Origin of the sequence: Rathayibacter sp. AY1D9 (assembly GCF_002932395.1) — a bacterium.
GTDB lineage: Bacteria > Actinomycetota > Actinomycetes > Actinomycetales > Microbacteriaceae > Rathayibacter.
The window spans coordinates 59,592-85,296 of record NZ_PSVQ01000003.1 but is presented as its reverse complement, the minus strand read 5'-3'; the positions used below and the strand labels follow the sequence as shown (position 1 = coordinate 85,296).

The following is a 25,705-nucleotide window of genomic DNA, read 5'->3' as shown; positions in this document are numbered from 1 at the left end:
AGGCGCCGCCCGGCTGGGCAGGGGCCGAGTCTGTGCAAGCGCGAAGGGGCGGGCGGGGCGGCGAGCGATTACCCTGAGGAGGTGATCGCGACCCTCTCGCAGTACTCGGTGCTGTGCCTCTCCTCCGCCATGGGCATCTACGCCATGGCGTTCGTCTTCTTCGCGATCGACCTCGCCCGCCGCGCCTCCCTGGCCGACGGCGAGTCGATCGAGGTCGTGCAGGAGGCGGAGCGCGTCGCCTCCGCGGCCGCCGCCGACCGCGCGGCCAGCGGCAAGGCCACCGTCGCCGCCGCAGGCTCCGGACGCACCGCGACGCTCTCCCGCATCGGCAGCCGCGTCGAGGACGAGGTCTACCGCGCCCCCGCCCGCTCGAAGACCATGCGCATCGGGTTCTCGCTCACGCTCCTCGGCTTCGTGCTCCACCTCGGCGCGACCGTCCTCCGCGGCGTCGCCGCCGGCCGCGTCCCCTGGGCGAACATGTACGAGTTCTCGATGACCGGGACGCTCATCATCATCGGCGTCTTCCTCGCCGTCCAGCTGCGCTGGGACCTCCGCTTCCTCGGAGCGTTCATCACCGGCCTCGTCCTGGTGCTCCTCGGCATCGCGACCGTCAACTACTACGTCGCCGTCGTCCCGCTCCCGCCGGCACTCCAGTCCTACTGGCTGGTCATCCACGTGCTCGTCGCGATCCTCGGCACCGCGTTCTTCGCCCTCGGCTTCGCGCTCTCGGTCACCCAGCTCCTCCAGGCCCGCCGCGAATCCTCCGGCGACAGCCCCCGCTCGGTCCTCCGCTTCCTGCGCACCCTGCCCAGCTCCCTCACCCTCGAGAACCTCGCCTACCGCGTCACGATCCTCGGCTTCATCCTCTGGACCTTCACGCTCATCGCCGGCGCCGTCTGGGCCGAGAAGGCCTGGGGCCGCTACTGGGGCTGGGACACCAAGGAGGTCTGGACCTTCATCATCTGGACCATCTACGCCGGCTACATCCACGCCCGCGCCACCCGCGGCTGGCGCGGCACCCCCTCCGCCTGGCTCGCCATCGTCGGCTTCGCCGCCGTCATGTTCAACTTCGGCGTCGTCAACGTGTTCTTCAAGGGACTCCATGCCTACTCCGGCCTCGACACCGGCATGTAATCGGGTCGGCGGGGCCTGGTGGGGCCCCTCGCGGCGTTGTCGGCGACGAACGTAGCTCCGCTACGCCCGACCCCTCCGCCTTGCGATCGACCCCACCAGGCCCCGCCGACCGCCCACCAGGACGCGCACTGGGGACGGCTCCGCTTCGCGTTCGCCGCGGGGGAGTGCTCCGCTTCGCGGTCGCGGTGGTGGGTGGACTCCGCTTCGCGGTCGGGTCAGCGTGGGCTCCGCGGTCGCCGAGGTGGGTGGGCTCCGCTTCGCGATCGCCGTGGGGGTGCGGTCGCCGTGGGGGAGCGCTCCGCTGCGCGGTCGGGTTCTGGGGAGCTGCGCTTCGCGGGAGGACGGGGGGACGGCGGTCGACGGGACATGCTGATCGAGTAGTGAGCAGCGCGAGTATCGAGATCCCCTGACACGAACGCTCGGAGCGAGCCTGTCGAGTTCCCGCGTACGGAAGCGCCGGGTCGGTGCGTGCTGATCGAGGAACGGGCGTGTCGGGGCCGGGGGCACGGACGGGCTTCGGGTGGCCCCGCGCGGGTCAGACGGCGGTGACGACGTCGATGAGGTGGGGGGCGAAAGGGGCGTCGAGGGCGAGGACGATGCGGGTGCGGGCGTCGGAGGGATGGACGCCGCGGTAGATGCCGCGGAGGTCGGCGACGGTCTGGCCGCGGCCGGGGCCGTGGGTGGCGTCGACAGTGACGTGGACGCGCGGGGCGGAGGTGAGGGCGACGGCGTCGACGGCGATCGCGGCGGCCATGGGGTCGTGCATGGCAGCGGTGCGCTCGCCGAAGTGGCCGACGTAGAAGTCGAAGTAGAAGTCGAGCGCCTGCCCGATGGCCTGCGCGAGGGGATCGGGCGACGCGAGCAGGACGGCGCGGTCCTCCTCCGTCAGCAGGTGCCGCATGGTCACGTCCAGGGGCACGAGCGTCAGATCCCAGTCGGCCGCGACGACCTCGGCGGCGGCCGCAGGGTCGTGCCAGATGTTGGCCTCCGCCACGGCGGTCACGTTGCCGGGGACCAGCGCGGCTCCGCCCATCACGGTCACCGAGTGGACGAGGGACGCGATCTCCGGGTGTGCACGGAGGGCGAGCGCGAGATTCGTCAGCGGGCCGATCGCGACCAGCCGCAGCTCGCCCTCGTGCTCACGAGCGAGACGGAGGAGGAGGTCGGCCGGATCCTCGTCGACCGGCTCGCCGCCCTCGGGCAGCGCGACCCCGCCGATGCCGTCGTCGCCGTGCACGTGCGGAGATCCGCCGGCGTAGTCCTCCTCGAGGAAGTGGTGCGCCCCCACGGCGACCGGCACGTCGTCGCGGCCTGCCAGCGCGAGCAGGCCGAGGCTGTTGACGGCGGCCCGGCGGGCGTCGGTGTTGCCGCTGACCGTGCTGATCCCGACGAGGCGGGCCCGGGGCGAGCGGAGGAGGTACGCCAGGGCGAGCGAGTCGTCGATGCCGGTGTCGCAGTCGAGGAAGACGGGGACGGTCGATGCGCTCACGGTGCTCCGATGCTCGAGGGTGGGGGATGCGTCGGGCACCGGCGGCCGACGCTCCCATTCTGCCGCTCCTCGGACGCGGCGCCCGCCGCCGACGATCAGAGCAGCGCGTAGGAGTCGCGGAGCCGCGCCCGCCACCAGGCGAGCCGCTCCGGCGACACGGCGTGACGGGAGAGGAGCTCCTCCGAGACCTCCACGCGGCCGACGGGGATGCTGCCGTCGACCGGCCGCAGCGGCCGCTCCGTGACGTCCGCGGCGAGGAGGGACGCGGTGCCGAGTCCGCAGTCGAAGGGCAGCTCGGGGAGCGCCGCGGCCAGGGCGGCGCCCATGGCGAGTCCGACCGAGCTGTCGATCGCGCTCGAGACCACCGCCGGCAGCCCCGCCTCGGCGACGAGCGCCAGCGCCCGGCGCGTCCCGCCGAGCGGCTGGGCCTTCACGACCAGCAGGTCCGCGGCTCCGGACCGGGCGACGGCGAGCGGATCGGCGGCCTTGCGGACGCTCTCGTCGGCGGCGATCGGGATGCCCATGTACTTCACCCGGTAGCGCAGCTCCGCCAGCTCGTCGACGCTCGCGCACGGCTGCTCGACGTACTCGAGGTCGGACTCCGCGAGGGCGTGGACGGCGTGCTCGGCCTCGTCGAGGTTCCAGCCGCCGTTCGCGTCCACGCGGATCCGGCCCTCCGGACCGAGCAGGCGGCGGACCTCGACGACCCGGGCCACGTCGTCGGCCAGCGTCTGGCCGCGCTCGGCGACCTTCACCTTCGCCGTGCGGCAGCCGTGGTAGCTCGCGAGCACGGCGGCGACCTCGTGCGGTGCGACGGCCGGGATGGTCGCGTTCACCGGGATGCGGTCGCGCAGCGGTGCCGGCTGCTCGCTCCAGCCGTAGTCGATCGCCGCCCGGAGCCACGCCGCCGACTCCTCTGCGCCGTACTCGAGGAAGGGCGAGAACTCGGTCCAGCCCTCGGGGCCGCGCACGAGCGCGATCTCGCGGTGGTCCACACCGCGGAAGCGGGTGCGCAGCGGCAGAGCGACGACGCGGAGTCCCGCGTCGATCTCGCCGAGGGAGGGGAGCGGGGAGGCGGGCACGACGTCGTCCATCCGGCCATTGTCCACCGGCCGGGGCCACGCGGCGGCCACCCGGGCGCAGGAGGTCGGCGACGCGCGCGCAAGCCCCCGGGGTCCCTCCTCCGAGCGCCCGCCGAGGTGCCAGACTGACGAGGCTGCCGTTGGAGTCCGGAGGAGTGCGATGAGCCAGATGCCGATGAGCCCGCCGCCCGCGCCCGCCCCGGGCCCGACGCAGGGCTCCGTCCCCTCCCGCCGCCCGCTCGGCAGGGGCGCCTGGATCGCGCTGGGCACGAGCCTCCTCGTGGGCGTCGTCTACACCGGCGTGCTCGGCACGCTCGTCGCCGTCGGAGTGGGCGGCGCGCTCGACTCCGCCGCCGGCACCGCGTCGACGAGCGCTCCGTCCGAGCCGTTCGGCGACCCGACGGACGACCCGTTCGGCAGCGGGGACCCGTCCGATCCGCTCTACGACTACCCCGGCTACCAGGACGGCGACGCCGCGACGATCCTCGGCCAGCCGTCCGCGGAGGACGTGCGCGCGAGTGCCGAGCAGGCCGTCGCGGCCGTCGAGGGCGCCGTCCCCGAGGAGTGGACCTCGGCCGACGACGAGTACTACGAGCAGTCGCAGAACGCCTACGGCGGGCCCTCCCTCCTCTACGACTACATCTCGGCGACCGAGTACGCCGCCGCCGACGTCTCGACCGACGCCGACAGGCAGGCGGCGGTCGACCGCTTCACCGCAGCGCTCTCGCCCCTCGGCTTCGACGACGTCGAGGTGGCCGACACCCCCGAGGAGTGGTCGGAGGCGGGCTACGAGCTCGACGGCGACCTCTCGGACGAGGAGGCCTCGGCCGCGCTCTGGATCGTCACCGCCCGCTCCTCCGCCGACCTCGTGCCCGCGATCGAGCTGGGCCTCGTCGACCTCGACGCCGATCCGACCGGCCTGGTCGCCGACATGCTCGACGGAGTCGGCCTCTCGCCGGACCCGCAGGGCGCGTTCCTCGCCGGGTACGCGAACGGGGTCCTGCAGGACGAGGACCGCGGCGAGTTCACCGACCGCCTCGAGGAGTACGGCGGAGTCGCCGCGACCTGACCGGGCGCTACAAGCAAGCCCGTCCGCCCGCAAGCCCGAATCGGCGCACCGCCCGCGCCCTACGGTGAGGGGATGGCTGCACCCCGCTCGACCAGGCCCCTGCGCGACTACGCCGCGATCGGAGACGGTCGCACGGTCGCCCTGATCGCGAAGGACGGCAGCGTCGACTGGATGCCCGTCCCGGACCTCGGCTCCACCCCCGCCTTCGCCGCCCTGATCGACGCCGAGTCCGGCGGCTGCGTCGAGCTCGCCCCCGAGGAGCCCGCCGAGGTCTCGCGCGCCTACATCCGCGACACGAACGTCCTCGAGACCACCTTCACCACCGAGTCGGGCACCGTCCGCGTGACGGACGCGCTCGTCACCGGGATCGCGGGCCGCCTCCCGTGGGCCGAGCTCGCGCGCCGCGTGGACGGTGTCGACGGCGAGGTGCGGATGCGGTGGGCCGTGCGTCCCGGAACGGGACTCGGCCGGTTCTCCCCGTGGATCCAGAACGCCGACGGCCGCTCGCTCATCCGCGCCGGCGACATCACCATCGGCGTCACCGGCCAGGAGCACGGGCCCGACGGCGACGACGCGCCCTCCGGCGCCGGCGACGAGCTGACGGGCTCCTTCGTCGTCACCGCGGGCAAGGACGCCGTGCGGCACGTCCTGGTCGTGTCGGCCACGCACGACGAGCCGCTGCACTTCCCGGTCGCGAAGAACGTCGACCGCGGCATCGACCGCACCATCCGCAGCTGGCAGGACTGGTCGGAGGAGTTCTCCTACGACGGCCCGTGGTCCGAGGCCGTCCAGCGCAGCGCCCTCGCGCTCAAGCTGCTGATCTACTCGCCCACAGGAGCCATCGCCGCGGCCGCGACCACGTCGCTCCCGGAGTCGCCCAACGGCGGCAAGAACTGGGACTACCGCTTCGCCTGGGTGCGCGACGCCGCGTACACGATGCACGCGCTGGTGCGATTCGGCCTGCGCGAGGAGACGCACGCCGCGCTGTCCTGGCTCCTCCGCACGATCAAGGAGCACGGGCCGGACCTGCACATCTTCTACGGACTCGACGGCTCCATGCCGACCGTCCTGGAGGAGTTCGACGTCCCGGGCTACGCCGGCATCGGCCCGGTCGTCGCCGGCAACGCAGCGCAGAGCCAGCTGCAGCTGGGCGTCTTCGGCGACCTCTTCGACATCTGCCGCATCTACGTCGACGAGGGCAACGTCCTCGACATCCAGACCGGTCGGCTCCTCGCCCGCGTCGCCGACACCACCTGCGACCTGTGGCGGAACCGCGATGCAGGAATGTGGGAGCTGGAGGAGGAGCAGCACTACACCTCCTCGAAGATGGGCTGCTGGCAGGCGCTCGACGCGGCCGTGCACCTGGCGGAGCTCGGCCAGGTCGCGGGCAGCCCCGACCGATGGCGCTTCGAGCGCGACCGCATCCGGGAGTGGATCGAGGAGCACTGCTGGTCCGAGGAGCTCGGCTCCTACGTGATGTACCCGGGCAGCGAGGAGCTGGACGCCTCGGTGCTCCTGCACGCGCCCAGCGGCTACGAGCGCGGCGAGCGGATGATCTCCACCATCGACGCCCTGGTGAAGGAGCTCGGCCGCGGCGCGCTGCTGTTCCGCTACTCCGGCATGGAGGGCGAGGAGCACCCGTTCGTGGCCTGCTCGTTCTGGCTCGCCTCCGCCCTGGCCTGCGTCGGTCGGCACGACGAGTCGGTCGCCCTGATGGACGAGCTCGTCGCCACGGTCCCGAACGACGTCGGGATCATGTCCGAGATGATCGCGGTCGACGACCTGGCCTTCTGGGGCAACCTGCCGCAGGGGCTCAGCCACCTCGCGTTGATCAACGCGGCCATCACCATCGAGGAGCTGGCGCCGGAGAAGGTCGGCCGCGCGTAACCCCGCCGACGGCGTCCGCGCAACCCGTTGAGGGCCGGCTCCGAGGGGCGTAGACCGGTACCACCCCCTCGCACCGCACCCACAAGGAGCACCTCAGCATGGATCTCGGGATCACCGGCCGCACCGCCCTCGTCACCGGAGGCGACTCCGGCATCGGCCTGGCCACGGCGCAGCTCCTCCTCGCCGAGGGCGCGACCGTCGTGATCACCGACAAGGACCAGGCGGAGCTGGACCGGGCCGCGGCCGGGCTCGACGCTCCGGAGGGCCGCCTGCACGCCTTCGCCGCCGACGTCACCAGCACGGAGCAGCTCGCCGAGCTGCACCGCCGCGTGGCCGGAGCGGTCGGCGCGATCGACATCCTCGTGCAGTGCGCCGGAGTCACGGGGGCGCAGGGCCTGTTCCACGAGATCGACGACGAGGGCTGGACCAGCACGCTCGAGGTCGACCTGCTCGGGCCTGTGCGGCTCGTGCGCGAGTTCCTCCCCGACCTCCGCACCGGAGGCTGGGGCCGGCTCGTGCTCACCGCCTCCGAGGACGCCGTGCAGCCCTACGACGACGAACTGCCCTACTGCGCCGCGAAGGCGGGCGTCCTCGCCTTCGCCAAGGGCCTCTCGCGCTCCTACGCGCAGGAGGGCCTGCTCGTGAACACGGTCTCGCCCGCGTTCATCCGCACTCCGATGACCGACGCGATGATGTCCAAGCGCGCCGAGCAGAGGGGCACCTCGGTCGACGAGGCGATCTCGTCCTTCCTCGACGAGGAGCGCCCGTACATGGAGCTGAAGCGCCGGGGCGAGGCCGAGGAGGTCGCAGCCGTGATCGCCTTCCTCTGCTCCGACCGCGCCTCGTTCGTGAACGGCTCGAACTACCGCGTCGACGCCGGATCCGTCGCCACGATCTGATCCCCGCAACCACGGGCCCCGTCCAGCGCGCGCACCCCGCGCGTGCGGGCGCCGTCCAGCCGAAGAAGCCAGACTCGGGGCGGGACACCGCACCCGGCACTGCAAGAGAAAGGAACGGTCCATGACCACCACCCTCGAACGCCACGTCGAAGCCCCCGCGGGCTCCGGTGCCAAGACCAGCCGCCGTCAGAACGCCGAGAAGGGCTTCAAGGCCTCCAAGGAGCTGCTCGACAGCCTCCAGATCGTCCTCGTCGACCTGATCGAGCTCCACGTCCAGGGCAAGCAGGCCCACTGGAACGTCGTCGGCAAGAACTTCCGCGACCTCCACCTGCAGCTCGACGAGATCATCGAGGCCGCGCGCGAGTTCAGCGACGACATCGCCGAGCGCATGCGCGCCCTCCACGGGATCCCGGACGGCCGCAGCGACACCGTCGCCGCGACCACCACCCTCCCCGAGTACCCGCACGGCGAGATCGACACGGCCGAGACCGTCGACCTGGTCACGATCCGCCTCGAGAACACCGCCGCCACCATGCGCGAGGTCCACGACCAGGTGGACGAGGAGGACCCGACCAGCGCGGATCTCCTCCACGCGATCATCCAGAGCCTCGAGCAGTACGCCTGGATGGTGTCGGCCGAGAACCGCACCACCTCCGCCGCCAAGTAGGGGCGAGCACCGGAAGGGGACTCCGCGTCAGCGGGGTCCCCTTCCGTCTGCCCGGGCGGTGTCGAGTCGCCGTGCAGTCCAGATCAGTAGGGTCGTGGCATGAGCACGCAGGTCTCCGAACTGTTCGACGCCCACCGCTGGGCGGCCGTCGACGGCTTCGACGCACTCGAGGACATCACCTACCACCACGACCGCTCCGGCCGCATCGCGCGCGTCGCGTTCGACCGGCCCGAGGTCCGCAACGCGTTCCGGCCGCGCACGGTCGACGAGCTGTTCCGCGCCCTCGAGGACGCCCGGACGAACCCGCGCATCGGCGTCGTCATCCTCACCGGCAACGGCCCGAGCCCGCGCGACGGAGGCTGGGCGTTCTGCTCGGGAGGAGACCAGCGGATCCGCGGCCGCGACGGCTACCGGTACTCCGACGGCGAGACCGCCGAGGGCATCGACTCCGCGCGGAACGGCCGCCTGCACATCCTCGAGGTGCAGCGCCTCATCCGCTTCATGCCGAAGGTCGTCATCGCGGCCGTCCCCGGCTGGGCCGCAGGAGGCGGGCACTCGCTCCACGTGGTCTGCGACCTCACCCTCGCCTCCGCCGAGCACGGGCGCTTCAAGCAGACGGACGCCGACGTCGGCTCCTTCGACGCGGGCTACGGCTCCGCGTACTTCGCCCGCCAGATCGGGCAGAAGGCCGCGCGCGAGGTGTTCTTCCTCGCGCGGGAGTACTCCGCGCAGCGCGCCTACGAGATGGGCGCCGTGAACGCGGTCGTCCCGCACGCCGAGCTCGAGACGACCGCGGTGGAGTGGGCCGAGACGATCCTCACCAAGTCGCCCACGGCCATCCGGATGCTGAAGTACGCGTTCAACGCCGTGGACGACGGCCTCGTGGGCCAGCAGCTCTTCGCGGGCGAGACCACGCGCCTCGCCTACGGCACCGACGAGGCCGTCGAGGGACGCGACTCCTTCCTCGAGAAGCGCGAGCCCGACTGGTCGCCGTTCCCGTGGCAGTTCTGAGCCGGAGGGCACGCAGGTGACCCGCCCGCTCGCCGGTGTCGACGCGACGGTCGAGGCCGTCCTCCTCGCTCTTCGCGCGGCCCTGGACGGCAGCGGCCCGGCGATCCGCGTCTCCGCCCCCGGCGCTGCGACCGCCTCCGAGGATGCCGTCGTGCCGCAGCGCGTCGCCGCCGTCGTCGAGACCTCGGGCTCGTCGGGGCCGCCCAAGCGGGTCGCGCTCTCGACAGCGGCCCTGCTCACCAGCGCCTCCACGACCCTCGCCGAGCTCGGCGGGCCGGGACGCTGGCTGCTCTGCCTGCCGACGCACTACGTCGCGGGACTGCAGGTGCTCGTCCGCTCGCTGACCGCGGAGGCCGACCCGGTCGTCCTCCCGGCCGGCGGCTTCGACGCGGCGGCCTTCCTCGCTCTCGCTCGGACGATGCCGGCGGGGGAGCGGCGGTACTCCTCGCTGGTCCCCGTGCAGCTCGCGCGGCTGCTGGACCTCGCCGAGCGCGATCCGGCCGCGGCCGAGGCGCTCCGCTCGTTCGACGCGCTCCTGATCGGCGGCCAGGCGACGCCGCAGCCGTTGCGGGACCGCGCCGCCGCCCTCGGTGCGCGCATCCGCCTGACCTACGGATCGAGCGAGACGTCCGGCGGCTGCGTCTACGACGGCGTCCCGCTCCACGACGTGCGGATGCGCGTCGAGGACGGGCAGGTGCTGCTCGGCGGCCCGACCCTCGCGGAGGGCTACCTCGACGCCGACGGCGCGATCGACCACGAGCGCAGCGCCTCCGCCTTCCTCGAGCTCGACGGGGAGCGCTGGTACCGCACGGGCGACGCGGGGTCGATCGTCGACGGGCGCCTCCGGGTGACCGGTCGGCTCGACCGCGTGATCGTGTCGGGCGGGGAGAAGGTGTCGCTCGACGCCGTCGAGGCCGTGCTCCGCGAGGGGCCCGTCCCCGACGCGGTCGTCGTGCGGCGGGCGGACGAGCAGTGGGGCGAGGTCCCGGTCGTCGTCACGGCGGAGGAGGCTCCCGCGCTCACCGGCCTGCGCACCCTGATCGCCGACCGCCTCGGGCGCGCCGCCGCTCCCGCGGCCGTGCTGCCGGTCGGCCGCATCCCCCTCCTCGCCTCCGGGAAGCCCGACCGCCGCGCCCTCGAGGTGCTCGCCGAGCAGGCCTGACCGGCTCCGAGCGTCGACGGGCCGGTGGGTAGGATTCCCTCCGTGTCGAGTACGAGTCGCAAGAAGAAGTCCTCCAGCGGCCGCCCCGGGGGCAGCCCGCGAGCGGTCGTCGTGAAGCCCGCCGGTCCCCGCGAGTGGATCGCCGGCGCCCGCCTCCGCACCCTCCCGCTGGCCGTCGCCCCCGTGCTCATCGGCACCGGAGCGACCCAGGTCGTCGACGAGGGCTGGCACTGGGTGCGCGCCCTGCTCTGCCTGGCCGTCTCGCTCGCCCTGCAGATCGCCGTCAACTACGCCAACGACTACTCCGACGGCGTGCGCGGCACCGACGCCAACCGCGTCGGACCCTCGCGGCTGACCGGCTCCGGAGCGGCGAAGCCCCGCCAGGTGCTCACCGTCGCCCTGGTCTTCTTCGGGATCGCGGCCGTCGCCGGCCTCGTGCTCACCGCCCTCTCGGGGCAGTGGTGGTTCCTGATCGTCGGCGCGGCGGCGATCGCGGCCGGGTGGTTCTACACCGGCGGACGCCGCCCCTACGGCTACCTCGGGCTCGGCGAGCTCTTCGTCTTCGTGTTCTTCGGCCTGGTCGCCACCGTCGGCACCACGTTCGTGCAGATCGGCCGCACCAACCAGGAGTCGTGGCTCGGCGCCGTGGCGGCGGGCCTGTTCGCCTGCGCCGTGCTCATGGTCAACAACATCCGCGACATCCCGACCGACCGCCTCTCGGGCAAGCGGACCCTCGCGGTCCTCGCGGGACCGGCCGTGTCCCGCGCGATCTACACGGGCTTCGTGCTGATCCCGTTCGGCATCGCGGTGATCCTCGCGCTGTTCTACCCGCTGGCATGGCTGACGCTCTTCGTGCTTCTGATGATCCTGCCGGCCATCCTGATCACCCTGACGGCGAAGACGGCGAAGGAGCTCATCCTGGCGCTGCAGCTGACCAGCCTGGGCGGGCTCGCCTACGCGGTCATCCTCGGGGCGGCGCTGGCGTTCTAGAGCGGCGGCTCGCACGAGGCGGGCTCGGGTGGGGCGGGTTCGGAGGAGACCGGCTGATGCGCGCCGGGCCTGGTGCGAGCGGGCGCGCGTCCGAGGGGAGCCCTCGCCGGCGGGAGCGCCCGGCTCAGCGGTCGTCGCGGGCCGCGTCGACCGCGGCGTCCTCGACGTCGTCGTCGGTCGGAGCGCGCGGGACGTCCTTGCGGCGCTCGTAGATCGCCTCCGCGATGCGCTCGCGGGGCTTCCTCAGCAGGATGTACGAGAGGGACAGGCTCGCGATCGCGGCGACGAAGCCCGCGGTGACCGCGGCCGTCAGCTCCGAGTCGACGAAGGTGCGCGCCGGCAGGTACACCAGCACGAAGACGCCGGCGAACATCGCCAGGCGCAGGAGCGAGTAGACGACGACCGCGCGGCTCAGTTTCACCGGGACAGTGTACGTCGGCCCCTGCACGCGCTTCCGTGAGCACCGTGGGAGCCTCCTGTCCAGCGTCCGTGCGGACCCTCCCCGACGGAGGTGCCGGACGTAGACTCGTGTCCATGATCCGCCTCGTCATCGGCCTGCTCGTGGCCCTCGCCGTCTTCACGGTCTACACCGTGATCGACGTCGCGATGAGCAACCGTCACGCCGTGCGGGCGATCCCGAAGTGGTCCTGGCTCCTGGTGGTGCTGATCCTCCCGGTCATCGGTGCGGGACTGTGGTTCTGGATCGGCCGTCCCCGCAAGCAGCGCGCCGCCGGCCGCCGCTACACCGCTCCGGACGACGACCCCGACTTCCTCGGCACCCTCCGCACCGAGCGCGACCCCGAGGAGGAGCGCCTGCAGGCAGAGCGCATCGCCCAGCTCGAGCGCGACCTCGCCGACATGGACGAGCAGGGCGAGGCCGACGGCCCCGGCCGCCGGGATGCCTGAGCACCGGCCGGTCGCCCCCTCCACCCGATTCGCGGTCGACCTCCTCACCCGCTTCGTCGCGCTCGGCGTCCGCGACGTCGTCGTCGCTCCGGGCTCCCGCTCGCAGGCGCTCGCCCTGGTGGCGGCCGAGCTCGAGACCCGCGGCGACGTCCGGCTGCACGTGCGGATCGACGAGCGCTCCGCGGGGTTCCTGGCGCTGGGCCTGGCCCTCGAATCCGGGATGCCGGCGCTCGTGATCACGACCTCCGGCACGGCGACCGCGAACCTGCACCCGGCCGTGCTCGAGGCGGACGCCTCGGACGTGCCGATGATCGTGCTGACCGCCGACCGGCCCGACGAGCTGCGCGGCATCCGCTCGAACCAGACGGCCGAGCAGCGCGAGCTGTACGGGCGTGCCGTGCGGCTGTTCGAGGACGTCGCTGCTCCGGACGACGCCTCCCGGCCCGAGGACGCGCGTGCGCTCGCCGATCGTGCCGTCACCGCGGCGCGCCGCGGGCCGGTCCACCTGAACCTCTCCTTCCGCGACCCGCTCTCCTCCGCTCTGCCCGACATGGAGGGGATCGAACCGGTCTCGTCGCCCGCTGTCCGATCCGGGATCCCGCGTGCCGTCGTGACCGCCGGTCCCGGTGAGCCGCTCACGGTCGTCATCGCCGGGGACAAGGCGGGCGCCGCGGCCGAGGAGATCGCTCGCGCCGGCGACTGGCCGCTGCTGGCCGAGGTCTCCTCCGGCGCCCGCTTCGGACCGCAGCTCGTCGTCGCCTGGCGGCGCCTGCTCGGCGAGCCCGACTTCGGCGGACGCATCCGCCGGGCGATCGTGCTCGGACACCCGACGCTCTCCCGCGAGGTCCCCGAACTGCTGCGCCGCGAGGACGTCGAGGTGATCGTCGTGGACGCCGTGCGCGATCAGTTCTACAACCCCGGCCGGCGCGCCCGCCGCGTCGGAGGCGTCGACGTGGTCCGCCCCGAGGGGTCGCCGCGTCCTGAGCGCGGCGAGCGCGCCTGGGCCGGATCCTGGGTGTCCGCGAGCCGCGCCCTGACGGTCGACCCCGACGAGCTGGACGAGGTCCCCGACGCGGGGTCGATGTCGGTCGAGGACCGCCGCGGCTACGCGCGCAACGCCCTCGCCGCGATCAGGGCACCGCTCACCCGCGACTTCGTCGTCGCCGCGGTCTGGAAGGTCACCTGGCCGCACGACCGGCTGCTGTTCGGAGCGTCGCGGCTGATCCGCGTCGCCGACGGGACCCTGCCGGGCAAGCGGATATCCGTCCTGGCGAACCGCGGCCTCGCCGGCATCGACGGCACGATCTCGACGGCTCTCGGGATCGCGGTGGCTTCGCAGGCGACCGAGCAGGGAGCCGGCGGAGTCACCCGGGCGGTCCTCGGCGATCTCACTCTGCTCCACGAGGCCGGCGGCCTCCTCCTCCCGCCCGGAGAGCGACGCCCGCGCGTGCAGCTCGTCGTCGTGAACGACGGGGGCGGCACGATCTTCGACGGACTCGAGGTCGCGTCGAGCTCGCATCCTGATGCGTTCGACCGCGTGCAGTTCACCCCGCAGAACGCCGATCTGGAGGCTCTCGCGCGCGGCTACGGGTGGGGCCACCGTCGTGCGGCGACGCGCGGCGAGCTGGAGCAGGCGCTGACCTCGCCGGGTGACGGGCCGGGCATCGTGGAGATCCGGCTCGAGCGCTGAGTCCGCACGGGTCCGGTCGGTCGGTCCTCCACAGGTCGTCGTCGGACGCTGTTCTCCCGGGGACGCCTCGTTCGAGCTCCGCAGCTCGTCTGCTGCTGCTTCGCTGGAGGCATGGCTGATGCGGAGACGGTGCGAGGAGAGGTCCTCGCCCTCGGCGACCGGGCGGCGGCGCTCGCGAGGAGCGCCTCCCCGGTGCTCCTGACCGCGGCGGAGGCGCTGCACGCGGGACACCGCGCGGCGCTGACCTGTCCCGACGCGTTCGCCCGAGGCTCCTCGACGGACAGCAAGGATGCGACGGACCTCGTCGAACGGTCGATCCGAGCGGAGTTCGCCGTCGCCCTCGGGGTCTCCGAGCGCACCGCCGCCAGGGAGCTGCTGCACGCCTCGCTCCTGATGGAGGAGCTGCCGCGGACCCGCTCCGCGCTCGCCGACGCCAGGATGCGCTGGGAGGCCGGCCAGCTCGTCTGCTCCGTCGCGGCGACCCTCCCGGCAGCGGCGCGCGCGGCCTACGACGACCGGGCCGTCGACCTCGCGGAGACGCTGACCCCGGGGCAGCTGCGCCACGCCCTCGCGCGGGTGCGGGAGGAGCTGCACGACGAGCCCCTCGCCGAGCGGCACGCTCGCGCCCGCGAGGACCGCCGGGTGTGGATGACAGCCGGGATCGACGGCATGGCGACGGTGTGCGCGCACGTCCCCGCGCCCGAGGCCGTCGGAGCGCTCGCCCGGCTCGACCGCATCGCGAGGGATCTGCGAAACGGCGCCGAAGGGGACCGCGATCTGCGGACGCTGGCGCAGCTCCGCGCCGACGCGTGGGCCGACCTGCTCTGCCACGGGGACGTGGCGTGGACCACTCCGGAGGGAGCCGCGGCGCCCTCGACCGGGCCGCGGGCCGAGGTGAGAGTCACCGTGGCGGCGAGCACCGCCGCAGGTGACGACGAGGCGGCCGCCGAGCTCGACGGCTACGGGCCGATCCCCGCCGAGGCGGTGCGAGCGCTCATCGACGACGCCGCCGCCTTCACTCCCGTGCTGATCGACGAGGAGACCGGCGCGGTCGTCTCCGTCGGGCGCCGCCACCGCCTCCCGCCGCCGAGGATGAGGCTGCTGGTCCGCCTCCGCGACCAGACCTGCCGCTTCCCGGGCTGCACCCGGCCGGCGTCCTCGACGGAGACCGACCACAGCGTCGAATGGCGGAACGGGGGAGAGACGACTCCCGACAACCTCGCCTCCCTGTGCGTCGCCCACCACCACGTGCGCCACGGCGACCGCTGGACGTATCTGCTCCATCCGGACGGCACAGCGGACTGGACCACACCGACCGGCCGTCGCGTGACGACCCGGCCGCCGGCACTGCCCGGGCGTCCGCCGGTGGGCGCAGGACAACGGCCGGGTGCTCCCCGGCTCGACGGGGACCCGGCGGGGTAGCCGACGGCTTCAGCGACTCCCGACGTGCGTCAGGCCAGCGCGTCGGTGATCGGGCGGAACTTCATGCGGGTCTCGGCGAGCTCGGACTCGGGAACGCTGTCGGCCACGATGCCGGCGCCCGCCCAGGCCGTGACCGCGCCCTCGGCCGTGACCTCGGCGCTGCGGAGTCCGACGGCCCACTCGCCGTCGCCGTTGCCGTCGATCCAGCCGACGGGTCCTGCGTACCGACCGCGGTCGAAGGGCTCCAGGTGCTCGATGAGCGCAAGGGCGTCGGCGGTCGGAGTGCCGGCCACTGCGGCGGTCGGGTGAAGAGCATCGACGAGATCGAGCGCGCTGGAGGAGTCGTCCAGAATTCCTCGCACGTCCGTCGCGAGGTGCCAGAGATTCGGCAGGCGGAGCGTGAACGGGGCGGCGCCCGCCGTCAGCTCCCGTGTGTGGGGCTCGAGTTCCCGGACCAGACTGGCGAGAGCGAAAGCGTGCTCCGAGCGGTCCTTCGGACTCTCGAGCAGAGCGGCCTCCACGTCCGCGTCGGCGAGGGGATCCTCGCCTCGTGCGGCCGTGCCGGCCAACACCCTCGCCGAGATCTCGCCCCGATCGACCGCGACCAGCGTCTCCGGACTGGCGCCGAGGAATCCGTCCACGGCGAAGCCCCAGCAGTCCGGGTACCGCTCGGTGAGCGCACCCAGCATCCGACGCAGGTCCGCCCCCGGCGGGAGCCGCCCCTGCAGATCGCGCGCGATCACGACCTTGGACAGCTCACCCGCCCGGATCGTCTCCACCGCGGCAGCGACCGCCGCGCGGTACCCGTCCGGCGGCAGCGCACCCGGCGAGAGCGGCACGTGGTACTCCGCCCCCAGCGGCTCCTCGCTCGGCGTATACGGTCTCTCCGCCTCGCCGATCGTGATCCGCGTCAGCCATGACCGGCCGTCGCGCGTCCCGATCACGGTGCGCGGCACGATCAGCACGCTCGTCGCCTCGGATCGGCTCGAGAAAGCGAAGGTCCCGAACGCGACCAGCCCCGTCCCGGGCAGTCCGACCCGGTCCTCCACCGTCGCCGCGTCGCAGAGCCGCCGCCAGGCCGCCGCCGCCTCCCGCAGCCGTTCCGGGCCCGAGAACTCGAGGCGCAGGGCCTCCCCGCGTCCGCTGAGCCCGGCGCCGTCGCGCTGCCAGAGGAGGGGCCGCCTCGGGTCGGAGTGGGAGAGGAGCGACGGCGGAGAGTCCAGTGGAGTCGTCTCCGCACGCAGCAGGGGGGTTCCAGCGCCGATGAGCGTCACCTCAGCAGGGTACGCCCGCGCCAGAGGATGGGACGTCCCATGCCGCGGGGCTCGGGGCGCAGGGCTCCGTTGCTACCGTGATCCGGTCCGGGGCCGCCGCGCGAGGCGGAGCGGGGCGGTCCCGGCGCTTCCCCAGGGGGGAGCGCGCCGACCGGGCGCGGGACGGCGGATGCACAGCCGCCGTCCCTCGTCTCGCCGTAGACTTGCGGATCGTGACGAAGGCAGACCTCACCAAACGGCCCGACGAGGTCGCCTCGATGTTCGACACCGTGGCTCCCGCCTACGACCTGGTGAACGGACTCCTCTCGGTGGGGAACGACCGGCTCTGGCGGATCGCGACGACTCGCGCCGTCAACCCTGCTCCCGGTGAGCGCATTCTCGACATCGCGGCCGGCACCGGAACGTCGAGCGCGTCGCTGGCGCGGTCGGGCGCCCAGGTCGTCGCAGCCGACTTCTCCCCGGGGATGATCGCCGTCGGCCGTCGCCGTCAGGCGGGCAACGACCGGATCGAGTTCGTCCAGGCCGACGCGATGGACCTCCCGTTCGAGGACGAGTCGTTCGACGCCGTGACCATCTCGTTCGGTCTGCGCAACGTGGCCGAGCCGAGGACGGCGCTCGCCGAGTTCCTGCGTGTGCTGAAGCCCGGCGGCCGGGTCGTGATCTGCGAGTTCTCGACTCCGCCGATCGCTCCGCTGGCCGCCGCGTACGACTTCTACCTGTCGACGGTCATGCCCGCCGTCGTGCGCCTCGCGTCGTCGAACAATCCTGCGTACGACTATCTCGGCGATTCCATCCGGGCCTGGCCGGAGCAGAGCGTCGTCGCCGCCTGGCTCCGCGCGGCGGGCTTCGAGCGCGTGGCCTACCGCGATCTGACCGCTGGCATCGTGGCGCTGCACCGCGGCGTCAAGCCGATCGCGGCGACCCGATGACGACCGGGGTCCGCACAGGCCGAGACGTTAGGGTTTCCCTGTGAACGCCACTGCGCCCGTCGCCCGTCGCAGCCCGTCTCTGACGGCGCAGCTCGGCCTCTCCGAGCGCATCTTCTCCTCCTCGTCGGACCGGGCTCTCGCCCGCACGATCGACGCGGGTCTGGAGCAGGTCGAGGAGGGTCTCGTCCGGCAGCTGTCCTTCGCGGACGCTGTGGCCGACGTCTCCACCCGGTACCTCCTCGAGGCGGGCGGCAAGCGCGTGCGCCCGATGCTCACCCTCCTGGCCGCGTCGCTGGGCCGCGGCAACACGCCGCAGGTCCTGCTCGGTGCGCAGGCGATCGAGATCACGCATCTCGCATCGCTCTACCACGACGACGTCATGGACGAGGCGGAGAAGCGCCGCGGCGTCCCGTCGGCGCAGACCGTGTGGGGCAACAACGTGGCCATCCTGACGGGCGATCTGCTCTTCGCCCGCGCGAACCAGCTGATGGTCGAGCTCGGCGACAAGGCGATCCGGCTCCAGGCCGACACGTTCGAGCGGCTCGTCCTCGGGCAGCTGCACGAGACGGTCGGCCCGACCGACGGCGAGGACCCGGTCGAGCACTACCTGTCCGTCCTGGCCGACAAGACCGGGTCCCTGATCGCCGCGGCGGGCCGCACGGGAGTCGCGTTCTCGGAGGCTCCGGAGGAGTACGAGGAGGCCATGCGCGTCTTCGGCGAGAAGATCGGCGTCGCGTTCCAGATCGTCGACGACGTCATCGACCTCTCTCCCCAGCCGGAGGAGACCGGCAAGAACCCCGGCACGGACATCCGCGCCGGCGTGTCGACGCTGCCGATCCTGCGCCTGCGCGAGCGCGCCTCCTCGGACAGGGACGCCGCGGCTCTCCTCGCCCGCATCGAGAGCTATGTGAGCCGCTCGAACGACGCCATCGCGCACACGGAGGAGCAGAGCGCCGACATCTCGGACGCCATCGCTCAGCTGCGCGATCACGACGTCACCGCGCAGACCCTCGCCGAGGCCCACCGGTGGGCCGACGAGGCCGTCGCTGCCCTCGCTCCGCTGCCCGACGGCTCCGTCCGCAAGGCGCTGACGCGCTTCGCCGACACCGTCGTCGAGCGCAACGGCTGACCCCGATCGTCGCGGCGCGCCCTGCGCCGCAGGAATGAGACCGGTTGTGCGCTGCGGCGCCCCGGCAGGAGGAACGCAATGACCAAGCTCAGGCTGGCCATCGTCGGCGCGGGTCCCGCGGGCATCTACGCCGCCGACCTCATGATCAAGGCCGAGAAGAAGTACGACGTCTCGATCGATCTGTTCGAGCACCTGCCCGCGCCCTACGGCCTGGTCCGCTACGGCGTCGCGCCCGATCACCCGCGCATCAAGGGGATCATCACCGCGCTGCGGGAGGTGCTCGACCGGGGCGACATCCGCATCTTCGGCAACGTGCACTTCGGGACCGACATCACGCTCGAGGATCTCAAGCGGCACTACCACGCCGTGATCTTCGCGACCGGCGCCGTCCGCGACGCTCCGCTCGACGTCCCGGGTGTCGAGCTCCAGGGCTCCTACGGTGCGGCCGACTTCGTCAGCTGGTTCGACGGCCACCCCGACGTGTCGCGCACCTGGCCGCTGGAGGCGTCCTCCGTCGCCGTCATCGGCAACGGCAACGTGGCGCTCGACGTCTCGCGGATGCTGGCGAAGCACGCCGAGGACCTCCTGCCCACCGAGGTCCCGCCGAACGTCTACGAGGGGCTGAAGGCGTCTCCTGTCACCGACGTGCACGTCTTCGGGCGCCGCGGTCCCGCTCAGGTGAAGTTCACGCCGCTGGAGCTGCGCGAGCTGGGCGAGCTGCGCGACGTCGACATGATCGTCGCCGACGAGGACTTCGACCTCGATCCCGCTTCGGAGGCCGCCATCGCGACCAACAAGCAGGTCATGGTCATCAACCGGGTGCTCAACCAGTGGCGCACCCGCGAGGTCGGGAGCGCCTCGCGTCGTCTCCACCTGCACTTCTGGGCGAAGCCGCTCGAGTTCGTGGACGACGGATCCGGTCGGGTCGGCGCGATCCGGTACGAGCGCACCGAGCCGGACGGCGAGGGCGGAGTGCGCGGCACGGGTGAGATCCGCGAGGTCCCGGTCCAGGCCGTGTACCGCGCGGTCGGCTACTTCGGCTCGCCGCTCGACGGCCTCCCGTTCGACGAGATGCGCGGCGTGATCCCGAACCGCGAGGGCCAGGTCCTGGACGACGAGGACCAGCAGGTCCACGGCGTGTACGCGACCGGCTGGATCAAGCGCGGACCGGTGGGCCTCATCGGGCATACCAAGTCCGACGCCATGGAGACCGTCGCGCACGTGCTCAACGACCAGGCGTCCTGGTGGACGCCCGAGCACCCCGAGGAGGCGGCCGTGGTCGCCCTGCTCGAGGAGCGGGAGATCGCCTACACGGATCTCGACGGCTGGCACCGGCTGGACGAGCACGAGATGGCGCTCGGCGAGCCCGAGGGCCGTGCGCGCGTGAAGGTCGTTCCTCGCGAGGACATGATCGCGATCTCGCGGGCGGAGCCGGTCGCGCTCTGACGCGTGCTCTCCGAACGGCCCTCCGGTGCACTCCGGGGGGCCGTTCGTCGTTCCGGCGCGGACGCCGCGCACCTCCTCTAGGATTCGGGCACCGCTCTGGACGGAGACAGCATGACCACGGCCTCGCCCCACGACGTCATCCGGGTGCGCGGTGCGCGCCAGAACAACCTCCGGGGGATCGACGTCGACATCCCGAAGCGGAGGATCACCGTGTTCACCGGGGTCTCGGGCTCCGGCAAGTCGTCGCTCGTCTTCGGCACCATCGCGGCCGAGTCCCAGCGCCTCATCAACGAGACCTACTCCGCCTTCGTGCAGCAGTTCATGGGGTCGCCGGCCCGCCCGGACGTGGAGTCGCTCGACGGACTGTCGGCCACGATCGTCGTCGACCAGGAGCGGATGGGGTCGAACGGCCGGTCCACGGTCGGCACGGCGACCGACGCGTACACGATGCTGCGGATCCTCTTCAGCCGGATCGGCGATCCGCACGCGGGCACGAGCGGTGCGTTCTCCTTCAACCTGCCGGAGGGGATGTGCCCGCGGTGCGAGGGGACGGGCCGGGTGTCGAGCATCGACCTCGACGCGCTGATCGACCGCTCGAAGTCGCTCGAGGGCGGCGCTCTCGACGCGATCCCCAACTTCGTCGTCGGCGGCTGGTACTGGAAGGGCCTCGCCGAGTCGGGCCTCTATCCGGCCGATGTGCCGATCGCCGACTTCACGCCCGAGCAGATGGACGCGTTCCTCCACCGTCCGGCCACGAAGATGGCCATCGCCGGGATGACGATGACCTACGAGGGCCTCCTGGTGAAGGTCACCCGCCTCTACCTGGCGAAGGAGGCGGCGCAGCCGCACATCCGCGCCTTCGCCGAGCGGGTGGCCACCTTCGCCGCCTGTCCCGAGTGCGGAGGCGGCCGGCTCACCCGCGCGGCACTGGAGTCGCGCATCGGGGGCCGGAACATCGCCGAGTGCGCCGCGCTGCAGGCGACCGACCTCGCCGCGTGGCTCCGCGGGCTGCAGGCGCCGTCCGTCGCTCCTATCGTCGAGACCCTCCTCGGGACGCTCGACGCCCTCGTCCAGGTCGGGCTGGGCTACCTGTCGCTCGATCGGGAGTCGGGCACCCTCTCGGGCGGTGAGGCGCAGCGGGTCAAGATGGTGCGGCATCTGGGATCGAGCCTCACGGACGTCACGTACGTCTTCGACGAGCCGACGGCGGGTCTGCATCCGCACGACGTCTCGCGGATGATCGAGCTGCTGCGCCGCCTGCGGGACAAGGGCAACACCGTCCTGGTGGTCGAGCACAAGCCGGAGATCATCGAGATCGCCGATCACGTGGTCGACCTCGGTCCGAGGGCCGGTGCGCACGGCGGCGAGCTGCGGTTCGAGGGGACGGTGGCGCAGCTGCGCACGTCCGACACCCTGACGGGCCGTCATCTCGGTCACCGCGTCCCGCTGAAGGAGGCCGTGCGCCGTCCGACCGGGGCGGTGGAGATCCGCGGGGCCTCCACGCACAACCTCCGCGGCGTCGACGTGGACGTCCCGCTGGGCGTGCTGACCGTCGTCACCGGAGTCGCAGGGTCGGGGAAGTCGTCGCTCCTGCACGGCTCGCTCGCGGGTCGGCCCGGCGTGGTGGTGGCCGACCAGTCGCCGATCCGCGGCTCGCGGCGCAGCAATCCGGCGACCTACACCGGGGTTCTCGACGCGATCCGGGCGGCCTTCGCGAAGGCGAACGGTGTGAGACCGGCGCTCTTCAGCGCGAACTCGGCAGGCGCCTGCCCCGTCTGCAAGGGGGCCGGGATGATCTTCACCGAGCTGGGCCCCGCCGCGACGGTCTCGTCGGTCTGCGAGGAGTGCGACGGCAAGCGGTTCACCGCTGAGGTGCTCGAGTACCGCCTCCGCGGGAGGAACATCCACGAGGTGCTCTCGATGCCGATCGTCGACGCCGCGGAGTTCTTCGCGAGCGGACCGGCGCACACGGTGCTCGCCCGTCTCGTCGACGTCGGTCTCGGCTACCTCACGCTCGGACAGCCGCTGAACACGCTGTCCGGGGGCGAGCGTCAGCGCCTCAAGCTCGCGATCAACATGGCCTCGTCCGGATCCGTCTACCTGCTCGACGAGCCGACCACGGGCCTGCACCTCGCGGACGTCGACACGCTGCTCGGACTGCTCGACCGGCTGGTCGACTCCGGGAACTCGGTCGTGGTGATCGAGCACCACCGCGCCCTGATGGCGCACGCGGACTGGATCATCGACGTGGGGCCCGGAGCCGGGCACGACGGAGGGACGATCGTCTTCGAGGGGACTCCGGTCGGGCTCGCGGCGGCGGACACGCTGACCGGACGCGCCCTCGCCGAGTACGCGCGCTGACGCGTCCGCAGCCGCGACGCTCGCGCGTCAGCGCGAGAACGGGCCGGACAGGGCCGCCCACTGCAGGAGCATGATCGTCTTCGCGTCGACGATCTGCACGCCGATCTGGGTCAGCGCCTCGTCGAACGAGAGCTCGAGGACCTCGATGTCCTCGCCCTCGTCGGCGAGTCCCGCGAATGCTCCGCTGCGGGTGCCCGCGCGGTAGCGCCCGGCGTAGAAGTGCAGCTTCTCGGTGACCGAGCCGGGGCTCATGAACGCGTCGAACACGTGCTCGAGCCGGCCGACCTCGAGTCCGGTCTCCTCGGACGCCTCGCGGCGGGCGCCCTCCTCGGGCCCGTCCTCGTCCAGGAGACCGGCGGGCACTTCGAGGAGCATCCCGTCGAGGTCGCCGTTCACGTACGCGGGGTAGCGGAACTGCCGGATCAGGACGACGGTGCGCGCGTCGGCGTCGTAGAGCAGGACCGCCGCGCCGTTCCCCCGGTCGTACGTCTCGCGCTGCTCGCTCGTCCAGCTGCCGTCGCGGTGCCGGTAGTCGAAGCGGGTGGTGCGGAGGACGTACCAGTCGCTCGAGAGGAGGGTGACCTCCTTCACGACGACGTCGGGGTTCCCGACGAGGTCGAGCCCGTCCCTGTCGAGTCCGGTGCGGCCCCGCCGGTCGGGGTCGTCGATTCCGGCGGTCACGCGCGTGCTCCCGTGTGCGTCATTCCTCAGCGGAAGTTGACGAACTGGAGGTCGAGCTCAAGGTCGGCTCCGCGCAGGAGCGCCATGGTCGCCTGGAGGTCGTCGCGGCTCTTCGAGGAGACGCGGAGCTCGTCGCCCTGGATCTGCGACTTGACCGACTTCGGCGCCTCGTCGCGGATGAGCTTGTTGATCTTCTTCGCGTGCTCCTGGTCGATGCCCTCCTTGAGGGTGGCCTCGATCCGGTACTCCTTGCCGGACGCGAAGGGCTCGCCCGCGTCGAGGCTCTTGAGGCTGATGCCGCGCTTGATCAGCTTCGACTGGAAGACGTCGAGGATGGCGTTCGCCCGCTCCTCGGTGTTGGCCTTGATCAGGATCTTCTCGCCGCTCCAGGCGATCGAGGCGCCGACGTTCTTGAAGTCGTAGCGCTGCTCGACCTCCTTGTGGGCCTGGTTCAGGGCGTTGTCCGCCTCCATCTTGTCGATCTTGCTGACGACGTCGAACGTTGAATCTGCCATGGCTCCGAGTTTAGCTTTCAGGCGTGGCGGAGCCCGGCCCCAGGCGCGGCTGGTACCTCTGAGGGGTGCGCCGCCTCCCCGTTCTCGTCCTCGTCCCGCTCGCCGGCCTCCTCCTGGCCGGCTGCGGCCAGCGGCCGCCCGCGCTGACGGTCGAGGAGGGCCTGTCCACCGTCCCTCCCGCGGCGACCGCTCCCGTCGCGGCCGACCCCGTCGTGCTGGAGGATCCCGAGCAGGCCGCGGCGACGCCGGTGCGACTGCTCGCCGACGAGGCGTGGCTGGGCACGGCGTCCGAGGGGAGCGGCATCCCGCTGCGTGCGCTCACCGCCTACGCGGGCACGGCCCTCCTCACGGCGTCGGTCGACCCCGACTGCCGGTTGGACTGGGCGACCCTGGCCGGCATCGGCTACGTCGAGAGCAGGCACGGCACGATCGACGGCGGCGAGCTGGGCGAGGACGGGCGGCCGACGGAGCCGATCTACGGTCCGCGCCTGGACGGAACGCGCTTCGACCGGGTCCCCGACAACGACGGCGGGGCTCTGGACGGCGACGCCGAGGTCGACCGGGCGATGGGTCCGCTGCAGATCATCCCGGCGACGTGGATGGCGTGGGCGTCGAGCGGATGGGATCCGCAGAACGTGGACCAGCAGGCGGCGACCGCCGCCCGGTACCTCTGCGACGCCGGCGGCGACCTCTCGACGGAGTCGGGATGGCGGGCGGCGATCGCGGCCTACAACCCGGCCGGGAGCTACGCGGGGAAGGTCGCGGAGGCGGCGTCCCGCTACGCGGCGGAGGCGGACTGAGGCCTCGCGGCACCGATTTCCGATCCGCCGGTCGCGTGGGTATCCTTGCTGAGCGCCTCCGGTTGTGAACACGTGGTCGGGTGCGCCACGGCGAGTTACCCTAGCGGCCAAAGGGATCTGACTGTAAATCAGACGGCGTAGCCTTCGGGGGTTCGAATCCCTCACTCGCCACCGAGCAGGAACACCCAGCAGACGCCCCGGCATCACGAGATGCGCGGGGCGTTCCGCATGTCGGGGGATCGCCCTTCCGGCGGAGCGCCTTTCCGGGGGAGCGCCTTTCCGGCCCGCCCCGTCGCCTCAGCCCCGCGCCTCCTGCTCCAGGAACGCTGCGAGGGAGAGCGGCGGCCGTCCGGTCAGCCGCTCGACGTCGGACGAGACGTGCTCCAGCTGTCCGGCGGCGATCGCGGAGTAGGTGCTGACCCAGGCGTCCAGCTGCCAGCCCGGTGCGTTCCAGCGGCGGCGTGACGCGTACGCCTCCTCGAGGGTCTCGTCGACGTACACGGCGGGGCGGCCCGCCGCCGTCAGGGTCGCCGCGACCTCGTCGAGGGTGAGGGCCTCGGGCCCGGTCAGCTCGTAGGCGGCTCCGCGGTGCTCGGAGGGGGAGCGGAGGACAGCCGCGGCCGAGCGGGCCACATCCTCGCGCGCGACGACGGCGGCCCGGCCCGTTCCCGCGGGTCCGCGGATCGCGCCGTCCTCGCCGAGCATCGCGGGCAGGAAGTCGAGGTAGAGGTTGTCGCGGAGTAACGTCCAGCCCATGCCCGAGCGGCGGATCGCGTCCTCGGTGGCCGCGTGGTCTCGGGCGAGGGTGAAGACCGCGTCGGGTGCGGCTCCGGCGAAGGAGGTGTAGACGACGTGCTCGACACCCGCGGCGGCGGCTGCACCGACGAACGCGAGGTGCTCGGCGCGGCGCTCCTCGTTCTCGGAGGCGGAGACCATCAGGAGGAGGCGCACGCCCTCGAGCGAGTCGCCCGCGTCGGCGAAGGAGGAGCGCACCACCTCGGCCCCGGTGAGCTCGGGCGCGCGGGACGGGTCGCGGACCAGCAGGCGGAGGGCGTGACCGGCGTCGGCGAGCTCGCGCGCGACGCGACCGCCCACGGCTCCGGTGGCTCCGGTGAGGGCGATAGGGGTGCTCATCCCCCCATGATGGGCCCGATCCCTAGGC

The 25,705-nt window shown here is 72.6% G+C and carries 23 protein-coding genes and 1 tRNA gene; 17 read left to right on the top strand and 7 right to left on the bottom strand.

Features of this window, described 5'->3' with window-relative positions:
* Window positions 1-129 precede the first annotated feature (129 nt).
* On the top strand, window positions 130-1,134 hold the full coding sequence (ccsB, locus tag C5C50_RS02925; RefSeq protein ID WP_104224871.1) for a c-type cytochrome biogenesis protein CcsB: 1,005 nt from the start codon (window positions 130-132) through the stop codon (window positions 1,132-1,134).
* 535 nt (window positions 1,135-1,669) lie between these two features.
* On the opposite strand, the gene C5C50_RS02920 is transcribed toward ccsB, so the two are convergent.
* Together C5C50_RS02920 and C5C50_RS02915 are read right to left on the bottom strand one after the other, a co-directional pair.
* Window positions 1,670-2,623, bottom strand: a complete 954-nt coding sequence (locus C5C50_RS02920) for a nucleoside hydrolase (RefSeq protein WP_104272828.1) — start codon at window positions 2,621-2,623, stop codon at window positions 1,670-1,672.
* A gap of 95 nt (window positions 2,624-2,718) precedes the next feature.
* On the bottom strand, window positions 2,719-3,717 hold the full coding sequence (locus C5C50_RS02915) for an o-succinylbenzoate synthase (RefSeq protein ID WP_104260465.1): 999 nt from the start codon (window positions 3,715-3,717) through the stop codon (window positions 2,719-2,721).
* Window positions 3,718-3,865: 148 nt separating this feature from the next.
* On the opposite strand from C5C50_RS02915, the gene C5C50_RS02910 reads away from it, so the two are divergent.
* From C5C50_RS02910 to C5C50_RS02880, 7 genes are all read left to right on the top strand, one after another.
* A complete protein-coding gene (locus tag C5C50_RS02910) occupies window positions 3,866-4,774 on the top strand; it encodes a hypothetical protein (protein WP_104260464.1) in 909 nt (302 codons plus the stop codon).
* Window positions 4,775-4,846: 72 nt separating this feature from the next.
* The gene (locus C5C50_RS02905) at window positions 4,847-6,661 is read left to right on the top strand and encodes a glycoside hydrolase family 15 protein (RefSeq protein ID WP_104247930.1); all 1,815 of its coding nucleotides are present in this window, start codon (window positions 4,847-4,849) and stop codon (window positions 6,659-6,661) included.
* A 98-nt stretch (window positions 6,662-6,759) separates the two neighbouring features.
* Complete coding sequence (locus C5C50_RS02900) at window positions 6,760-7,560, top strand: SDR family NAD(P)-dependent oxidoreductase (protein ID WP_104272796.1); 801 nt, start codon at window positions 6,760-6,762, stop codon at window positions 7,558-7,560.
* Between the two features lie 121 nt (window positions 7,561-7,681).
* Window positions 7,682-8,227 (top strand): Dps family protein, encoded by a 546-nt coding sequence (locus C5C50_RS02895; protein WP_104223596.1) that lies wholly within the window; start codon window positions 7,682-7,684, stop codon window positions 8,225-8,227.
* 99 nt (window positions 8,228-8,326) lie between these two features.
* Complete coding sequence (locus C5C50_RS02890) at window positions 8,327-9,238, top strand: 1,4-dihydroxy-2-naphthoyl-CoA synthase (RefSeq protein WP_068255374.1); 912 nt, start codon at window positions 8,327-8,329, stop codon at window positions 9,236-9,238.
* A gap of 16 nt (window positions 9,239-9,254) precedes the next feature.
* Window positions 9,255-10,400: an AMP-binding protein gene (locus C5C50_RS02885; RefSeq protein WP_104262956.1), complete on the top strand. Its 1,146-nt coding sequence runs from the start codon at window positions 9,255-9,257 to the stop codon at window positions 10,398-10,400.
* A gap of 42 nt (window positions 10,401-10,442) precedes the next feature.
* Window positions 10,443-11,390, top strand: coding sequence for a 1,4-dihydroxy-2-naphthoate polyprenyltransferase (locus tag C5C50_RS02880; RefSeq protein ID WP_374953116.1), 948 nt, complete (start codon window positions 10,443-10,445; stop codon window positions 11,388-11,390).
* Between the two features lie 124 nt (window positions 11,391-11,514).
* Here the strand turns inward: C5C50_RS02880 and C5C50_RS02875 are convergent, their stop codons facing one another.
* Window positions 11,515-11,811 (bottom strand): DUF4229 domain-containing protein, encoded by a 297-nt coding sequence (locus tag C5C50_RS02875; RefSeq protein WP_104272795.1) that lies wholly within the window; start codon window positions 11,809-11,811, stop codon window positions 11,515-11,517.
* A 113-nt stretch (window positions 11,812-11,924) separates the two neighbouring features.
* Here C5C50_RS02875 and C5C50_RS02870 point away from each other — a divergent pair, with 113 nt between their 5' ends.
* The 3 genes from C5C50_RS02870 to C5C50_RS02860 all read left to right on the top strand — a co-directional run bounded on the left by C5C50_RS02870 (window position 11,925) and on the right by C5C50_RS02860 (window position 15,408).
* The gene (locus C5C50_RS02870; protein ID WP_104225908.1) at window positions 11,925-12,296 is read left to right on the top strand and encodes a PLD nuclease N-terminal domain-containing protein; all 372 of its coding nucleotides are present in this window, start codon (window positions 11,925-11,927) and stop codon (window positions 12,294-12,296) included.
* The gene (menD, locus tag C5C50_RS02865; protein WP_104272794.1) at window positions 12,289-13,986 is read left to right on the top strand and encodes a 2-succinyl-5-enolpyruvyl-6-hydroxy-3-cyclohexene-1-carboxylic-acid synthase; all 1,698 of its coding nucleotides are present in this window, start codon (window positions 12,289-12,291) and stop codon (window positions 13,984-13,986) included. The genes C5C50_RS02870 and menD overlap by 8 nt, the downstream gene beginning before the upstream one ends.
* Window positions 13,987-14,097: 111 nt before the next feature.
* A complete protein-coding gene (locus C5C50_RS02860; protein WP_104272793.1) occupies window positions 14,098-15,408 on the top strand; it encodes an HNH endonuclease signature motif containing protein in 1,311 nt (436 codons plus the stop codon).
* Window positions 15,409-15,437: 29 nt separating this feature from the next.
* Here C5C50_RS02860 and C5C50_RS02855 read toward each other — a convergent pair whose 3' ends face one another.
* Window positions 15,438-16,682, bottom strand: coding sequence for an isochorismate synthase MenF (locus C5C50_RS02855; protein ID WP_374953719.1), 1,245 nt, complete (start codon window positions 16,680-16,682; stop codon window positions 15,438-15,440).
* A 212-nt stretch (window positions 16,683-16,894) separates the two neighbouring features.
* Here C5C50_RS02855 and ubiE point away from each other — a divergent pair, with 212 nt between their 5' ends.
* The 4 genes from ubiE to C5C50_RS02835 all read left to right on the top strand — a co-directional run bounded on the left by ubiE (window position 16,895) and on the right by C5C50_RS02835 (window position 22,547).
* On the top strand, window positions 16,895-17,611 hold the full coding sequence (ubiE, locus tag C5C50_RS02850; protein WP_104226060.1) for a bifunctional demethylmenaquinone methyltransferase/2-methoxy-6-polyprenyl-1,4-benzoquinol methylase UbiE: 717 nt from the start codon (window positions 16,895-16,897) through the stop codon (window positions 17,609-17,611).
* A 40-nt stretch (window positions 17,612-17,651) separates the two neighbouring features.
* Entirely contained in the window at window positions 17,652-18,740 is a 1,089-nt protein-coding gene (locus C5C50_RS02845) for a polyprenyl synthetase family protein (RefSeq protein ID WP_104233415.1), read from the top strand.
* A gap of 78 nt (window positions 18,741-18,818) precedes the next feature.
* Window positions 18,819-20,186, top strand: coding sequence for an FAD-dependent oxidoreductase (locus C5C50_RS02840; RefSeq protein ID WP_104257164.1), 1,368 nt, complete (start codon window positions 18,819-18,821; stop codon window positions 20,184-20,186).
* A gap of 111 nt (window positions 20,187-20,297) precedes the next feature.
* Entirely contained in the window at window positions 20,298-22,547 is a 2,250-nt protein-coding gene (locus C5C50_RS02835) for an excinuclease ABC subunit UvrA (protein ID WP_104262959.1), read from the top strand.
* Window positions 22,548-22,574: 27 nt separating this feature from the next.
* Here the strand turns inward: C5C50_RS02835 and C5C50_RS02830 are convergent, their stop codons facing one another.
* Window positions 22,575-23,228, bottom strand: a complete 654-nt coding sequence (locus tag C5C50_RS02830) for an NUDIX domain-containing protein (RefSeq protein WP_104233413.1) — start codon at window positions 23,226-23,228, stop codon at window positions 22,575-22,577.
* 26 nt (window positions 23,229-23,254) lie between these two features.
* On the bottom strand, window positions 23,255-23,743 hold the full coding sequence (locus C5C50_RS02825; RefSeq protein ID WP_104223606.1) for a YajQ family cyclic di-GMP-binding protein: 489 nt from the start codon (window positions 23,741-23,743) through the stop codon (window positions 23,255-23,257).
* Between the two features lie 65 nt (window positions 23,744-23,808).
* Here C5C50_RS02825 and C5C50_RS02820 point away from each other — a divergent pair, with 65 nt between their 5' ends.
* Window positions 23,809-24,543: a hypothetical protein gene (locus C5C50_RS02820; protein ID WP_104272792.1), complete on the top strand. Its 735-nt coding sequence runs from the start codon at window positions 23,809-23,811 to the stop codon at window positions 24,541-24,543.
* Window positions 24,544-24,632: 89 nt separating this feature from the next.
* A tRNA-Tyr gene (locus tag C5C50_RS02815) sits at window positions 24,633-24,714 on the top strand.
* Window positions 24,715-24,840: 126 nt separating this feature from the next.
* Here the strand turns inward: C5C50_RS02815 and C5C50_RS02810 are convergent.
* On the bottom strand, window positions 24,841-25,677 hold the full coding sequence (locus C5C50_RS02810) for an SDR family oxidoreductase (protein ID WP_104272791.1): 837 nt from the start codon (window positions 25,675-25,677) through the stop codon (window positions 24,841-24,843).
* Window positions 25,678-25,705 lie beyond the last annotated feature (28 nt).